We start from the raw sequence: 16,042 nt of genomic DNA on the forward strand, positions 1-16,042 counted from the left end.
ATGACCCCAATGCAAGAAATCCTCGTTTTTTGCTAATAGTCTTAGTCTCAAGAAAACGGTTTCACAGCTCGCTACCAAGGCGGCGTCCTGGTCCTCGATGACCGGGTCGGAACCCTAAAAAACACAATATCTACTGGAGACTATCTTGAAGCAAACGATCACCCATCGGCCACGACTGTAGCGCGCATTGCGCCACGGCGCCGACGCCACCCATCTTTCTTTCAACCCTCGCACCTCCCGCGCGAACGGACCGGCTTCCGCCGTGCCCGGTGGGCTGGTGCATCGCAGCAAAACGTGCGCCGTGCCGGTCGGTGCGCGTCGGAACCGAGCGGCGGCCCGTCCGTCGCACCGGCGAACCACGAACCATCTTATTTCTTGGAGTTCACGCATGAAGAAGCAAACTCTCGCCCTTGCCTGCATCGTTGCCGGTACGTTGGCAGCCTGCGGTGGCGGCACCAGCACCCCGTCCTCGCAGTCGCCTTCCTTTGCCGCCACGACGGGCAGCGTCGCTGTCCCGGTGACGGGCACCCGGTGGCAGAACGTCAAGTATGGCGGCAGCGGCTACGTTCCGGGCCTGGTCTTCCACCCGACCAGCCCGAACGTGCTGTACGCCCGTACCGACATGGGCGGGGTCTACCGCTGGGATGCGGCGACCTCGGCGTGGGTGGCGATCACGGACGGCTTCGGCATCCGGGAAGGCTTCTTCAACGGCGCCGAGAGCGTCGGCCTCGATCCGACCGACGACAAGCGCGTGTACCTCGTCACCGGCCTGTACGACTGGGATGGCCACAATGGCCGCCTGTACATCTCGACGGACCGCGGCGACAACTGGACGCACGTCGACCTGCCGTTCGTCGTCGGTTCGAACGACCCAGGCCGCGCGATTGGCGAGCGCCTGATGGTCGACCCGAACAATCCTTCCATCCTGTTCTACGCCTCGCGTGCGGCGGGCCTGTGGAAGAGCGCGGACCGTGGCCAGACCTGGAACCAGGTGACGTCGCTGTCGTCGTTCCAGTTCACCCGCGACCAGGCCCTGGCCGCACCGGGACGCGCCTTGGCCGGTATCGAAGGCGTGCTGTTCGATACGTCGAGCACGGGCTCGGGCTCGGCCACGCAGACCATCTACACGACCGTGGCGCCGGATTACGCCAACGCGGCCGGCCTGAACTACAACCTGTACAAGTCGACCGACGGCGGCGCGACCTGGACCGGCGTGCAGACGCCGGTCTCGGGCTACCACATCCCGCACATGGTCCGCGCCAAGGACGGCATGATCTACATGGCGTTCACCCGCGACATGGGCCCGGGCGCCGGCGGTCCGGCACGCCTGTACAAGTTCGACGGCACCAACTGGACGCTGCTGAAGAGCTACGATACGCAGCAATGGGTGAACTTCGGCATGGGCGGCCTCTCGGTCTCCGGTTCCGGCCCGACCACCCGCATCGCCCTGGGCGTCACGAACTCGTGGGGCAACTGGCAGGGCCAGCCGATCATCCAGATCTCCGACGACGCCGGCCTGAACTGGCGCGAGATCGCGTCGATGACCCCGCACAACGAGAATGAAGGATTCGACGGCTGGATCGACGACGTCGAGATCGATCCGAACAACCCCGACCACATCCTGCACGTGTACGGCGGCGGTATCTGGGAGACGAAGAACGCGTCGGCCGCCACGCCGAGCTGGAACTGGGACGTGACCGGCCTCGAGGAAACGGCCACGCTGGCCCTGATGACGCCGCCGAAGGGCGCCAGCTACACGTTGCTGCGCAGCTCGGGCGACATCGGCACGCACGTGCAGACCGAACTGCTGAAGAAGCCGACGCGCGGCCCGCTCCACTGGTTCGGCTCCGGCTACAGCGCCGACATGGCCTGGTCGAATCCGGCCTACATGGTCGCGATCGGCCGCCCGCAGTGGAATACCCCGAACGTGCTCGGCGCCTACTCGACCGACTCCGGCGTGACGTGGACGGCATTCGCGTCGAACCACCCGGACGCCGCGTCCAACCAGACCGAAAAGTCCAGCATCGCCGTGACGAAGCCGAACAACGTCATCTGGGCACCGGGCGGTGCGCGTCCGGCCTACACGACCGACAACGGCGCGACCTGGACGTACACGAACCTGCCGGCCCTGCCTGGCGTCGGCATCGATCGCACCTACCGCATCGTCGCCGACCGCAAGAACCCGAACAAGGTCTACGCGTTCGACTCGGGCGGCGCATGGTGGAACCGCTGGTCGGCCACGGCGCACCTCTGGTATTCGACGGACGGCGGCCATACGTTCACTGACAGCACGTCATTCGTGAGCGCGGGCGCGCAGGTGACGGACTTCAACTCCTCGTCGATCGCGGTCAATCCGAATACCGAAGGCGATCTGTGGGTGGTGGACGGTTACAGCATCCTGCACTCGACGGACTCGGGCGTGACCTGGACCAAGCTGAACGTGACGGCTGCGGACTGGGGCAGCCACCAGCCCTGGGAGTGGCCGGACGTGTACGGCGCGAGCTCCATCGCGCTGGGCAAGGCGCCTGCCGGTGCGACGTACTCGTCGTCGATCTACGTCGTCGGCATCATCAACAACGTGTGGGGCGTGTACCGTTCGGATAACGGCGGCAATACCTGGATGCGCATCAACGACGACAAGCACCAGTACGCCGGCATCGACAACCTGGCAGCTGACCAGGTCGTGGCCGGACGCGTGTATGCCGCCGGCGCAGGCCGTGGCGTGCTCTTCACTTATTAATGATGGCAAGGCCGGCGCCCATCGCGGCGCCGGCAATATCGGTTATTTTCGGAGACTCTCATGAAATTCAAATCCATCCTCGCCGCCGTCGCCTTCCTGGCTGCCGGCAGCGCCAGCGCCGCCGTCCTGACCTTCGACGGCCTGACCGAGATGATGTACGGCGACGGCTTCCCGCTCGCCAGCAACATGACCTACGACGGCACGAACCTCACCTATGTGGAATCGGGCTTCCAGCTGACCCTGAACGCACCGGGCGCGGACGCCGGCGCGGCGAACATCGGCACCGGGACGTTCGAGCCGCAGACGTATAACTGGCACGACGGTCTCGACAACGGCTGGGATACCTTTGTCACGCTGACCCGCGTCGGCGGCGGCAAGTTCGACCTGAACAGCTTCGATTACTACATGGACTTGAGCGACGTGTCGGCCGATGGCATCTCGCTGGGCTCGATCTCGGACATGGGGACGTGGTCCACCGCGCTGACCGGCATCACCGAACTGCGCCTGAGCTCGGGCGCCTTCAACCAGATCGACAACGTCGACGTGGTCGAGACGGCAGCTCCGCCGAGCGGCGCCGTGCCGCTGCCGGGCACCTTGGCGCTGATGCTGGGCGGCCTGGCCGCCGGCGGCCTGGCGCGTCGTCGCCGCGGCTGATCCCGTTCATGGCGGGCCGCGTGCCCGCCATGTCCCACCCATGTCATTTTCCGCTCGGAAATAAATGACATATGCGGCCGCGCCGTCGGCCGCTCCCCATCAAAGCTGTGCTCAACGTTGCATAAAAAACATCGATCGGAGACCGCCTTGAATCAAACGATGACCCATCGTCCACGACCGTAGCGCGCAACGCGCCATGGCGGCGACGCCACCCAGCTTTCCTTCAACCCAGTACCTCCGCACCAACGGACCGGTTTCGGCCGTGCCTGCGGGTTGGTGCATGGCAAAACTTATGGGAGTTCATGCATGAAGAAGCAAACCCTCGCTCTTGCCTGCCTCGTTGCCGGCACCTTGGCAGCCTGCGGTGGCGGCAGCAGCCCGTCCACGCAATCGCCTTCCTTTGCCGCCACGACCGGCAGCGTCGACGTGACGGGCACCCGTTGGTCGAGCGTCAAGTATGGCGGCGGCGGCTACATTCCCGGCCTGATCTATCACCCGACCAGCCCGAACGTGGTATATGCGCGCACGGACATCGGCGGCGCCTATCGCTGGGATCCGGCGACGTCGACCTGGATCGCGATCACGGACAGCCTCGGCGTCAAGGACGGTTTCCACATGGGCAGCGAGAGCATGGCCCTGGACCCGAACGACGACAAGCGCGTGTACATGGTCACCGGCCTGTACGACTGGGATGGCCGCAATGCCCGCCTGTACATCTCGACGGACCGCGGCGACAACTGGACCCACGTCGACCTGCCGTTCCGCGCCGGTGCCAACGATCCGGGCCGCGCCATCGGCGAGCGCCTGATGGTCGATCCGAACAAGTCGTCGGTCCTGTACTACGGTTCGCGCACGTCCGGCCTGTGGAAGAGCGAGGACTACGGCCAGACCTGGAACCAGGTGACGTCGCTGTCGTCGTTCCAGTACCCCGGCGACCAGATCGGTTCCCTGCCGGGACGCACCATGGGCGGCATCGAAGGTGTGCTGTTCGACACGTCGACCAAGGGCACGGGCACGGCCACCCAGACCATCTATGCGGCCGTGGGGCCGGATTATGCCAGCGCGGCCGGCCTGGATTCGGGCATGGTCAAGTCGACCGACGGCGGTGCGACCTGGGCCGGCGTACAGTTGCCGGAGACGGGCTTCCACATCCCGCACATGGTCCGTGCCAAGGACGGCATGATCTACGTGGCGTTCACCAAGGACATCGGCCCGGGCGCCGGCGGTCCGTGCCGGCTGTACAAGTTCGACGGCAGCAACTGGACGCTGCTGAAGAGCTACGAACCGCAGCAATGGGTGAACTGGGGCATCGGCGGCCTGTCCGTCTCCGGTTCCGGCCCGACCACCCGCATCGCGCTGGGTATCTCGAATACCTGGGGTAACTGGCAGGGCCTGCCGATCGTCCAGATGTCGGACGACGCCGGCCTGACGTGGCGCGAGATCGCGACGCAGATGCCGCACACTCCTGACGAGGGCTTCTCAGGCTGGATCGACGACGTCGAAATCGATCCGGGCAATCCGGACCACATCACGCACGTGACCGGCGGCGGTTTGTGGGAAACGAAGAACGCATCGTCGCCGACCCCGTCCTGGAACCAGGTCAACAACGGCATCGAAGAAAACGCCACGCTCGCCCTGATGACGCCGCCCAAGGGCGCCTCATACACCCTGTTGAACGCATCGGGCGACATCGGCGTGCACGTGCAGACCGAGCTGCTCAAGAAGGCCACGCGCGAGCCGCAGGGTGTATTCGCCAACGGTGTCGGCATCGACACGGCCTGGTCGAATCCGGCCTACATCGCGGCGATCGGTGTCCCGGGCTATATTCCATCGGGCATCCACGGCATCTATTCGACCAACTCCGGTGTGACCTGGACGCGGTTCGCGAGCGAACATCCGGATGTGACGAAGCAGGCAGCGGAAGGGAGCGAAGCGAGCATCGCCGTGACTGCGCCGGGCAAGGCCGTCTGGGCGCCGTCCAACTCGGTGCCGGCCTACACGACCGACAATGGCGCGACCTGGACGTACACGAACCTGCCGGCCCTGCCTGGCGTGGGCATCAACCGCGGCTACCGCGTCGTCGCCGACCGCAAGAACCCGAACAAGGTCTATGCCTTCAACTCGGGCGGCGCCTGGTGGAACCAGTGGTCGGATACGTCGCACTTCTGGTACTCGACGGATGGCGGCCACACGTTCACCGAGAGCGCGACCTTCGTGGGCGCGGGCGCGCGCGTGGCGAGCTTCTGGTCGTCGTCGATCGCCGTCAATCCGAATGCCGAAGGCGATATCTGGGTGGCGGACGGCTTCAACGTCCTCCACTCGACGGACTCGGGCGTGACCTGGACCAACCTGAACGTGACGACCCAGGACTGGGGCAACAACCCGACCTGGCTGTATCCGGAAGTGTATGGCGCGACCTCCATCGCGCTGGGCAAGGCGCCCGTCGGGGCGACGTACTCGTCCTCGGTCTACATCGTCGGCATCGTCAACGGCGTGTGGGGCGTGCATCGCTCGGATAACGGCGGCAGCACCTGGCGCCGGATCAACGACGACAAGCACCAGTACGCCGGCATCGGCAACCTGGCGGCCGACCAGGTCGTGGCCGGACGCGTGTATGCCAGCGGCAACGGCCGCGGCGTGATCTTCAGCTATTGATGTCGGTAATGCCGGCGCCCCGGTGGCGCCGGCGGATCAGGAAAGGAGGGGAAGGGCAGGCACGGTCCGCCCGCGCGCCTAGCGCAATGCATTCAATTGGAGAAGAAGGACCTGGGAGATCAAAATAATGAAATGGATGAAAACAACGCTCATGCTGGCAGCAGCACTGGGCGCAGCGAGTGCGTCGGCGCAGAACTCCGCCGGCTATACGTGGAACAACGTGCCCATGGGCGGAGGCGGCTTCGTCACCGGCATCTACCCGGCCAAGACCCAATCGGGGGTCGTGTATGCCCGCACCGACGTGGGCGGCGTCTACCGTTGGGACAACTCGGCATCGAAGTGGGTGCCGCTGATGGACTGGATCACGCAGGACGACATGGGCCTGATGGGCATCGACTCGATGGCGGTGGACCCGAAGAACGCAGCCAATATCGTGGCGCTGGCGGGTACCAGCTACTACAACAACGGCAAGACCGCCATCATGCGCTCCACCAATTATGGAGCGAGCTGGACCGTGACCGACGTGACGTCCCTGTTCAAGACCCACGGCAACGGCTACGGCCGCCAGAGCGGCGAGCGCCTGGCCTTCGATCCGGGCTCCAGCAACATCCTGTACACCGGCACCCGCTATAACGGTCTGTTCAAGAGCACGGACTCGGGCGCGACCTGGACCCGCCTGAACGGCATCAATGTGACGACCACGCCGAACGGCAACGGCGTCAACCTCGTCCTGCCCGACCCGACCAGCGTGGTCAATGGCGTGGCGCAGCGCCTGATCGTGGGCGTGTCGCGCTACAGCTATACCGGCCCGAGCCTCTACCGCAGCGACAACGCGGGCCAGACGTTCTACGCCATCAGCGGCGCACCCGGCAACCTGATGCCCCAGCGCGGTGCCTTCGACGGCCAGGGCAACCTCTACATCACCTACGGCAATGGCGTCGGCCCGGGCGGCGTTCCAGCGGATCAAATTGCGGACCAGGCGATGACCCAGGGCGCCGTGATGAAGTACAACGTCAACAACGGCAGCTGGACCAATGTGAGCCCGAACAACCTGAATGTGCCGTTCAGCGGGGTCAGCGTCGATGCCTCCAATGCCAACCGCGTGCTCGTGTCGACCATCAACCTCTACTGGAATCAGTGGAACGGTACCAACGGCCAACCCACGCAAGGCGACCGCATTTACCTGAGCACCAATGGCGGCGGCAGCTGGACGGACCTGGTTGCCACCGGCACCAAGTCCACCGGCGGCGTCGACTGGATCGCCGACGCGGGCATCCACTGGGCCAGCACGGCGGTGTTCGATCCGTTCAACGGCCAGACCGCCTGGGTTACGTCCGGCAACGGCATCTTCAAGTCCACCAACGTGGGCGCCGCGCAACCGGGCTGGACGTTCAACGTGAACGGGCTGGAAGAAACGGTGGTGCTGGGTGCCGTCAGCGTGCCGGGCGGTCCCGTGATCACGGCGGTCGGCGACGTCGATGGTTTCCGCCACTACAACACCTGGGGCTATAACCAGCGCCTGCAGCCATACATGGGTACCGTTAATGGCCTGGCCATCGCCGGCGGCAATGCGTCCGTGCTGGCCCGCGTCGGCAACAGCGTGCAGGTGTCGCTGAACGGCGGTGTCAACTGGTTCAACTCCGGCAGCATCAATGGCGGGTATGGTCAGGTGGCGCTGTCGGCCAACGGCAGCGTGCTGTTGCATAGCCCGTCGAATTCCACGGTTACTTACCGTTCCGTCAACAACGGCAACAGCTGGACCGCGGTGAACAACCTGAACATCAACAATGCCTACGTCGTCGGCGATTCGGGCAATTCCAACCTGTTCTACRCCTACGACAATACCAACGGCAAGTTCTGGGTCAGCTATGACGGCGGCGTCAATTTCTGGGTCGCCACCACCCTGTCTGCCTGGGGCAATCCGCGCATGCGCACGGCACCCGGTATCCAGGGAGACATCTGGCTGCCGATGTACGGTAACGGCCTGATGCGCTCGACCAACTCCGGCTCGTCGTTCAGCAAGATCAACAGCGTGACCGAATGCCGCGGCATCGGCTTCGGCAAGGCGGCCACCGGCGCCACGTATCCCACTATTTATATCTGGGGCATCGTGAATGGGGTGCGCGGCATGTTCCGCTCCACCGATACCGGGAACACGTGGATGCTGCTCAGTGACTCTGCCCACCAATACGGTATGGATGGCGAGATCGTCTTCGGCGACATGAACACCTTCGGCGTGGTGTACTCGAAGACGATGGGCCGGGGGCTGGTGGCAGGCCGTCCGCAATAAGCGCTGGGGCAGGTGCCGGCAGCCCTGCTTCAGCGGCACCGCCCGTAGTTTCATCGATACCAACCAGGCAGTGCCAGGCCGCCACGACATCGGAAAGGTGTTGTGGCGGTTTTTAGTTTCGCTTAGCGAATATTGAATGCAACCGCAGTCGCAAACGGCATCTTGGGTGGGGTCGTGATGACCAGACCATCGGCCTCCTGGCGCCAGGTAATCGGCGCGCCCTCGTGGCCGACCAGCGACACCGAGGTGACCGGTTTGCCCAGCAGGTTCTCGCGTGATCCGAGCGACGTGATCTTGAGCGTAGCGCCAGGCGCGGGAACCGTCATGGCGAACGCGTACAGCGAACCGTCGCGGCCGACCGTGAAGCGGAAATCGTGGGGACCGAACTTGAAGTCGGCCTGCTCCCGTCCCAGCTTGCCGGCGGGCAGGGTGCGCAGCTTGCCGTTTTCGCCTTCGCCCAGCCTCACCCAGGCCTTGCTGCCATAAATGCCCTCGCCGTTCACGCGCATCCATGCGCCGACTWCCTTCAGCATGCGGACGCTGCCTTCGTCCAGCGATCCATCCGGCAGCGGCGAGATGCAGATCGCCACGTTGCCGTCGCGCGCCACCTGTTCGAGCAGGTAACGGATCACGGCGCCCGAATCGTAGGTGAACCAGGGGCCGTAGTACCAGTCGCCCACTGGCGTTTCCGCGATCCACGCCTCATCGTTCCGGATGCCCGCAGGGATCGAGCCTTCTTCCGTGCTGACGGTGCCGTTGAATTTCGGATGGAATTTGATGACGCTGAACGTGTCGACCTTGCCGCGCTTCTTCAGCGTCCGATTGTAGAAATCCGCCATCACGCGCTGGATGGCGTCGGACTTCATCCCGGTCCCGGTCCCGTTGCCGCTGAAAGGCTGGTCGCTGGTGCCGTCGGTATAGATGAAATCGGGGTCGTATCGTTCCACCACATCCATCATGCGCAGCGCCCAGCGCTTCGCGTACCATTCGGCATAGGCCGTGTGGCGGCTGAAGATGCCCGCCGGGGGCGTATTCCAGTCCGTGTGCGCCGCCGCCGTCACGCCCTTGTATTCGCGCAGGTCCGGACCATAGAGCAGGCGCGGATCGAGTCCCTCCCACCACTTGCCCTTGCCGTCGGCCAGGGTCAATGCGCCGTCGTACGGCTTGCCGGCGTACGCGCCGGTCGGGTCGCTTTCGAAGGCGGTCTGCCACCACCACCACGTATATTCATGGTGGAACGCGACGCCATAGCGCAGGCCGGACGCCTTGGCCGCCGCCGCCCACTCGCCGAGCAGGTCACGCTTCGGACCGAGACGCACGGAATTCCACGGCTGGTAACGGGAATCCCACAAATCGAAATTGTCGTGGTGTACACCCTGGACGAGGAGGAAGCGCGCGCCGGCTTCCTTGTACAGCGCCGTCAGTCTGGCCGGGTCGAGCTTGCGCGGATTCCAGTCCCGCAACAGCTCCTTGTAGCCGACCTGCGAGGGGTGACCATAGTCCTTGAGGTGGTTGGCGTAGGCCGTCGTGCCGGGAACGTACATCCGGCGCGCGTACCAGTCGCCGCTCATGCCGGCCGCCTGCGGACCGAAGTGGACCCAGATGCCGAACTTGGCCTCGCGCAACCAAGCGGGCGTGCCTGGATACTGTTGCGCGATCGATTCCCAGGTCGGCTGGAATGGGCCGGCCGTAACGGGCAAGTCGAGTTTCACGACGGGAGCGGATTGCGCGTCGCCCATGGCAACGCTGTCGGGCGCCTGTTTGGCGGGCAAGGCCGGCATCGGACCGAGCTCCGGCAGGGCAGCATGCGCGGGGAGGGCGGCGAGCAGGATGCTGGCCAGCGCGAGAGGCATTTGCTTCAAAGTCAACGCTCCATTCAAGTGGGATCGATCGATTGTATTCTATATATTTAAGACAATTAATGAGAACAAAAACGGGACAAGGCCTTCACCTGGTCCCGTTTTTGTTTTACGACACGCGCTACGCCATCACGCCTGCTTGATACCGCGCCAGCCGATGTCGCGCCGGTACTGCGCGCCGTTGAAGTGGATCTTCTCGACTGTCTCGTAGGCCTGCTTCTGCGCCATCCTGACGCTGTCGCCCAGGCCGACGACACACAGCACGCGGCCGCCCGACGTCTGCAGCGTGMCGGCCACGAGCTGGGTGCCGGCGTGGAAGGTGATGGATTCCGCGGTATCTGCCGGGATGCCGTCGATGACGTCGCCCTTGGCGGGAGTCTCCGGATAACCGGCCGCTGCCATCACGACGCCTACCGCGGTGCGGCGGTCCCATTCCAGTTCCACCTTGTCCAGCGTACCGTTGCAGGCGTGTTCCAGCACCGTCACGAAATCGCTCTTCAGGCGCGTCATGATCGGCTGCGTTTCCGGGTCGCCCATGCGGCAATTGAATTCGATGACCTTGGGCACACCGGCCGCATCGATCATCAGGCCCGCATACAGGAAGCCGCTGTACGGAATGCCATCCTTGGCCATGCCCTGGATGGTCGGGTTGATGATCTCGCGCATCACGCGGGCGTGGATCGACGGCGTGACGACCGGCGCCGGGGAGTACGCACCCATGCCGCCCGTGTTCGGGCCCTGGTCGTGGTCCTTCAGGCGCTTGTGGTCCTGCGACGTGGCCAGGGCGACGACGTTCCTGCCGTCGCACATGACGATGAAGCTGGCTTCCTCGCCGGCCAGGAATTCTTCGATGACGATGCGCGCGCCGGCGTCGCCGAAGCGGTTACCCGACAGCATGTCGTCGGCCGCCTGGTGCGCTTCTTCCAGGGTCATCGCGACGACGACGCCCTTGCCGGCGGCGAGGCCGTCGGCCTTGATGACGATCGGCGCGCCCTGCGCGTCGATGTAGGCGTGGGCTTGCTGGACGTCGGTGAACGTCTGGTACTGCGCCGTCGGGATGCCGTGGCGGTGCATGAAGGCCTTGGCGAAGTCCTTCGAACTTTCCAGCTGGGCCGCTTCCTTCGTCGGGCCGAAGACCTTCAGGCCGCGCGCGCGGAACAGGTTGACGATACCGGCCGCCAGCGGCTGCTCCGGGCCGACGAGCGTCAGGGCGACGTGCTCGGCGACGACGAAGTCGGCCAGCGCGGCCGGATCGGTGATGTCGATGTTGACCAGACGCGCATCGCGCGCGGTGCCGCCGTTGCCCGGTGCGACGTAGACCATCTGGACGCGATCGGATTGGGCCAGTTTCCAGGCCAGGGCATGTTCACGGCCGCCAGAGCCGACTACCAGGATTTTCATGGATTGCTTTCGCTGCTTATTCTTCGATCACGGCGTTGGTGTAGACTTCCTGCACGTCGTCCAGGTTTTCCAGGGCGTCGAGCAGTTTCTGCATCCTGGCCGCGTCTTCGCCGGTGAACACCGTCTCGGTGTCCGGCTTCATGATGACTTCGGCGGAATCGGCCTTGAAGCCGGCTTTTTCCAGCGCTTCCTTGACGCCGGCAAAGGCGTTCGGGTCGCACAGCACTTCGAAGCCGCCTTCGTCGTCGGCGAGCACGTCGTCCGCGCCCGCTTCCAGTGCCGCTTCCATCAGCTTGTCTTCTTCGACGCCCGGCGCGAACAGGAACTGGCCGACGTGCTTGAACATGAACGAGACCGAACCTTCGGTGCCCATATTGCCGCCGAACTTGCTGAACGCGTGGCGGACTTCGGCCACGGTGCGCACGCGGTTGTCGGTCATGCAGTCGACGATGATGGCTGCGCCGCCGATGCCATAGCCTTCGTAGCGGATTTCTTCGTAGTTGACGCCTTCCAGTCCGCCCGAGCCGCGCTGCACGGCGCGGTTGACGTTATCCTTCGGCATATTGGCGTCCGCCGCCTTCTCGATGGCGAGGCGCAGGCGCGGGTTGGTGTTGGCGTCGCCGCCACCCATGCGGGCCGCGACGGTGATTTCCTTGATCAGACGGGTCCAGATCTTGCCGCGCTTGGCGTCAGTCGCGGCTTTCTTGTGCTTGATGTTGGCCCATTTGCTGTGTCCAGCCATGTCGAGTCTTCCTTAGACAGAGGACCTCGCTGGATGTCGATGTGCGAGGCCCCGGTATGATAATCCTCGACATTTTAGCATAGGCCCCCTGTCTAAAAACTGTCAGGGAAACAACAATTTGGTGCCCAGCGCGACCAGGCCAAGCCCCGTCGCGCACGCCACCACGTGGCCGCCGGGCAGCAGTTTTTCGGACAGGATCAGCGCGATCAGGCCCGCGATCACGGGCAGGTTCAGGACGCCGGCCGGCAGCACGAGCGCCAGCAGCAGCCAGYAGCAGCCCGTACAGTAGCGGGCATCCGTGACGCCCATGCGGAACGCGCCCCACATGCCGCGGCGCCAGTGCGTGAGGACGAACGCCAGCGGCGCGCGGCAGTTGTCCAGGCAGACGTGCTTGGCGGGCGTCCACTGGTAGACCCCGGCCGCGACGAGGGCCAGCGCGCCGGCCGTCGGATTCGAGATCGCCATCGCCTCGTCGAGCGCGCCGGCGTCGTGCAGCTGCCAGTCGGCCAGCGTGGCGGCGAGGGCGCAACAGGTCCACACGAACATGTAGCCCAGCATGAACAGGAACGTGGCCGGCACCACCCAGCGCTCGCGCACGAGCCGCTTGACGCGCGCGTACAGCAGCACGGAGGGCGCGGCCGACGTCAGCATCATCGCGGCGATGACGATCGTCCATTGCGTCCACAGCGTGAGCAGGAAGCCGACATCGGCCCCGGGGCGCGGCGCGGCCACGACGTGGCTTACAGGGACGATGCCCAGCGGCGCCAGCCGACCCGCGTGGACCAGCAGGAGCAGCAGGCAGGCCCCGCACAGCGCCGCGAGCAGCGCCAGCAGGGCGAGGACGACGGTGCGGTCGACACCGGGACGGCCGACGCCGCTGGCGCGGTTCATCGCACGCAGACGGGGCAGGGTGGACGGATGAAACGGTGTGTCATGGATAGCCTCCCGAACGGTTGAGCGTCGATGGGGGTTTGACCGTGCACGGTTGGCCGCGTTCGGGGGCGTCCTCAGCCGGCGAAGCCGAATCCCCGTACAATCGTCGGATGAGTGAAATTGCAAGCGACGCATCCGTTGCGTCCTCCCCACGCCCGGCCATGCTGGGCGGCCTGGCGATCGCCATCGGCGGTGCCATCCTGTTTTCCACGAAGGCCGTTGTCGCCAAACTGCTGTACCGCTACCACATCGACGCCGTCACATTGATCGCGTTCAGGATGCTGTTCTCGTTTCCGGTATTCGCCGCCGTCGCCCTGTGGAAGATGCACACCGAACCACCACTCGCCGTGCGCGACCGCTGGCGTCTCGCCGGGCTGGGCCTGCTCGGCTACTACCTGTCGAGCTACCTGGATTTCCTCGGCCTGCAATACATCTCGGTGGGCCTGGAGCGCCTGATCCTGTTCCTCACACCGACCTTCGTCCTCCTGATCACGGCGCTGGGCTTCAAGCGCCGCATCGCGCGCGGGCAGTGGCTGGCGCTCGCGCTGTCGTATGCGGGCATCGTGCTCGTGTTCGCGCACGACCTGCGCGGCGGCGCGGGCGACACCGTCACCGGATCGCTGCTGGTGCTGGGCTCGGCCGCGTGCTATGCCGCATATCTGCTGGGCACGGGCGAGATGGTGCGCCGCATCGGTTCGCTGCGCCTCGTGGCGTACGCGATGTGCGTGTCGAGCGTGGCCTGCATCGCACAATTCTTCGTGCTGCGGCCGGCCAGCCTGCTCGTGCAGCCGCTGCAGGTTTACGGGCTCTCGCTCGTGAATGGGATATTCTGTACCATCTTCCCTGTCTTCATGACGATGGCGGCGGTCCAGCGCATCGGGGCGACGACAGCCTCGCAGGCCGGCATGATCGGTCCGGTGTCGACGCTGTTCCTGGGCTGGGCCCTGTTGGGGGAGCCGATCACGACCGTGCAACTGGCCGGAACCGGCCTCGTGCTGGGCGGGATCTACCTGCTGTCGCTGAAAAATTAACTGACACTCTAACGGAACGGAACATGAAACCTCGCATCGCCCTGATCGCCCACGACAAGAAAAAAGACGACATGATCGCGCTCGCCGCCGAATACGTAGACTTCCTGCGCGGCTGCACGCTGTCGGCCACCGGTACCACGGGCGGACGGCTGATCAACGAGCTGGGCCTGGACGTGACGCGCATGCACTCCGGCCCGGTGGGCGGCGACCTGCAGATCGGCGCCCAGCTCGTCAACGGCGAGATCGACTGCGTGATCTTCCTGCGCGACCCGATGACGCCGCAGCCGCACGAACCTGACATCAACGCCCTCGTGCGCGCCTGCGACGTGCACAATATCCCGTGCGCGACCAATGTCGCGAGCGCCCACCTCGTGCTGTCGCAACTGCAGGCGACGGCCGACTGATCCGACAACCCGACCGGGAGATGACATGACGACGGCCAAGGCAATCCGCTTCACGCGCACCGGCGGCCCCGAGGTGCTGGACTACGTCGACGTCGAGGTCGGCGATCCCGGCCCGGGCGAGGCGCGCGTGCGCAACCACGCGATCGGCGTGAATTTCATCGACATCTATTTCCGTTCGGGCGTGTACCCGCTGGACCTGCCGAGCGGTCTCGGCCAGGAGGCGGCCGGCGTCGTCGAGGCGGTGGGCGAGGGCGTCACGCACGTCAAGCCGGGCGACCGCGTGGCCTATGCGGCGCGTCCGAACGGCGCCTACAGCCAGCTGCGCGTGATGCCGGCCGACGTCCTCGTGCGCCTGCCGGACGATATTTCGTTCGAGACCGGCGCGGCGATGCTGCTGCAGGGCATGACCGTGCAATACCTGCTCAAGCAGACCTATGCCGTGCAGCCGGGCGACACGATCCTGTTCCACGCGGCGGCCGGCGGCGTCGGCCTGATCGCCTGCCAGTGGGCGCGCGCGCTGGGCGTGAACCTCATCGGCACGGTGGGGTCAAACGAAAAGGCGGCGCTGGCGCGGCAGCACGGGGCCGCGCATGTCATCAACTACAACGATGAGGACATCGTGCAGCGCGTGCTGGAGATCACGAACGGCGAGAAGGTCCCGGTCGTCTACGATTCGGTCGGCAAGGACACGTTCACGCGCTCGCTCGATTGCCTGCGGCCGCGTGGCCTGATGGTCAGCTTCGGCAACGCGTCGGGGCCGGTGCCGCCGGTCTCGCTGAACGAGTTGTCGGCGCGCGGCTCGCTGTACATTACGCGTCCGACATTGCAGAGCTATGCGGCCACGCGCGCGCAGCGCGAGGCGATGGCGGGCGACCTGTTCCAGATGGTGTCGAGCGGCCAGATCGGCGTCGACATCCACCAACGCTTCCCCCTGGCCGATGCGGCCCAGGCGCACATCGCCCTCGAAGGGCGCCGCACGACGGGCAAGACGATCCTGCTGCCATGAGAGAATTTAGCGACGATAACGAACCGCCGATGGACCCACAGCCGGCCACGACGCCGCGCTTCGGGCGGCTGCTGGTGGTGCTGATGCTGGCTGTGCTGCTGATCGTGGGGATTACGTTCCTGTCCGAGGCGTATTTGTCCTGAACCGGATGCGTTTGGTGGGCTCGTTTCGATTGAGGCCCCCAGCCTCAATCGCCCACCCTGATATGTATTGACCCGTCAAGCTTTTTGTTCTTTTTCCTGCTTTTTGCCTGGTTGGTGCGTGATGCATCAAGCGGTAGCCCAAGGCACCGCAAAGTGGCGGGGTATGGGCTGCAAGGCCCATGCC

The 16,042-nt window shown here is 65.2% G+C and carries 12 protein-coding genes; 8 read left to right on the forward strand and 4 right to left on the reverse strand.

The annotated features are described in order from the left end of the window. The first annotated feature begins 388 nt into the window (after positions 1-388). The 4 genes from AC1DYX_RS06460 to AC1DYX_RS06475 all read left to right on the forward strand — a co-directional run bounded on the left by AC1DYX_RS06460 (position 389) and on the right by AC1DYX_RS06475 (position 8,339). A complete protein-coding gene (locus tag AC1DYX_RS06460; protein WP_477257464.1) occupies positions 389-2,740 on the forward strand; it encodes a dockerin in 2,352 nt (783 codons plus the stop codon). Between the two features lie 60 nt (positions 2,741-2,800). Beyond that, complete coding sequence (locus AC1DYX_RS06465) at positions 2,801-3,394, forward strand: hypothetical protein (protein ID WP_477257466.1); 594 nt, start codon at positions 2,801-2,803, stop codon at positions 3,392-3,394. 306 nt (positions 3,395-3,700) lie between these two features. Further along, positions 3,701-6,049 (forward strand): WD40/YVTN/BNR-like repeat-containing protein, encoded by a 2,349-nt coding sequence (locus AC1DYX_RS06470; RefSeq protein ID WP_477257468.1) that lies wholly within the window; start codon positions 3,701-3,703, stop codon positions 6,047-6,049. Between the two features lie 136 nt (positions 6,050-6,185). Next, on the forward strand, positions 6,186-8,339 hold the full coding sequence (locus AC1DYX_RS06475) for an exo-alpha-sialidase (protein WP_477257470.1): 2,154 nt from the start codon (positions 6,186-6,188) through the stop codon (positions 8,337-8,339). Between the two features lie 122 nt (positions 8,340-8,461). On the opposite strand, the gene AC1DYX_RS06480 is transcribed toward AC1DYX_RS06475, so the two are convergent. The 4 genes from AC1DYX_RS06480 to AC1DYX_RS06495 form a co-directional block, all read right to left on the reverse strand. Beyond that, the gene (locus AC1DYX_RS06480; protein WP_477257486.1) at positions 8,462-10,192 is read right to left on the reverse strand and encodes an alpha-L-fucosidase; all 1,731 of its coding nucleotides are present in this window, start codon (positions 10,190-10,192) and stop codon (positions 8,462-8,464) included. A gap of 135 nt (positions 10,193-10,327) precedes the next feature. Next, positions 10,328-11,599, reverse strand: a complete 1,272-nt coding sequence (gene purD / locus AC1DYX_RS06485) for a phosphoribosylamine--glycine ligase (protein ID WP_477257472.1) — start codon at positions 11,597-11,599, stop codon at positions 10,328-10,330. A gap of 16 nt (positions 11,600-11,615) precedes the next feature. Then, positions 11,616-12,341, reverse strand: coding sequence for a YebC/PmpR family DNA-binding transcriptional regulator (locus AC1DYX_RS06490; RefSeq protein ID WP_477257474.1), 726 nt, complete (start codon positions 12,339-12,341; stop codon positions 11,616-11,618). A gap of 102 nt (positions 12,342-12,443) precedes the next feature. Then, entirely contained in the window at positions 12,444-13,232 is a 789-nt protein-coding gene (locus AC1DYX_RS06495) for a DUF2182 domain-containing protein (RefSeq protein WP_477257476.1), read from the reverse strand. 152 nt (positions 13,233-13,384) lie between these two features. On the opposite strand from AC1DYX_RS06495, the gene AC1DYX_RS06500 reads away from it, so the two are divergent. Genes AC1DYX_RS06500 through AC1DYX_RS06515 form a run of 4 tightly spaced genes read left to right on the forward strand, consistent with a single transcriptional unit; the run spans position 13,385 to position 15,858 of the window. Beyond that, entirely contained in the window at positions 13,385-14,305 is a 921-nt protein-coding gene (locus tag AC1DYX_RS06500; protein WP_477257478.1) for a DMT family transporter, read from the forward strand. Positions 14,306-14,328: 23 nt separating this feature from the next. Further along, entirely contained in the window at positions 14,329-14,709 is a 381-nt protein-coding gene (locus AC1DYX_RS06505) for a methylglyoxal synthase (protein ID WP_477257480.1), read from the forward strand. 25 nt (positions 14,710-14,734) lie between these two features. Continuing rightward, positions 14,735-15,715 (forward strand): quinone oxidoreductase family protein, encoded by a 981-nt coding sequence (locus tag AC1DYX_RS06510; protein WP_477257482.1) that lies wholly within the window; start codon positions 14,735-14,737, stop codon positions 15,713-15,715. After that, the gene (locus tag AC1DYX_RS06515) at positions 15,712-15,858 is read left to right on the forward strand and encodes a hypothetical protein (RefSeq protein WP_477257484.1); all 147 of its coding nucleotides are present in this window, start codon (positions 15,712-15,714) and stop codon (positions 15,856-15,858) included. Before AC1DYX_RS06510 ends, AC1DYX_RS06515 begins: the two co-directional genes overlap by 4 nt. Positions 15,859-16,042 lie beyond the last annotated feature (184 nt).

It is taken from the genome of Massilia sp. P2_C2 (assembly GCF_056404615.1).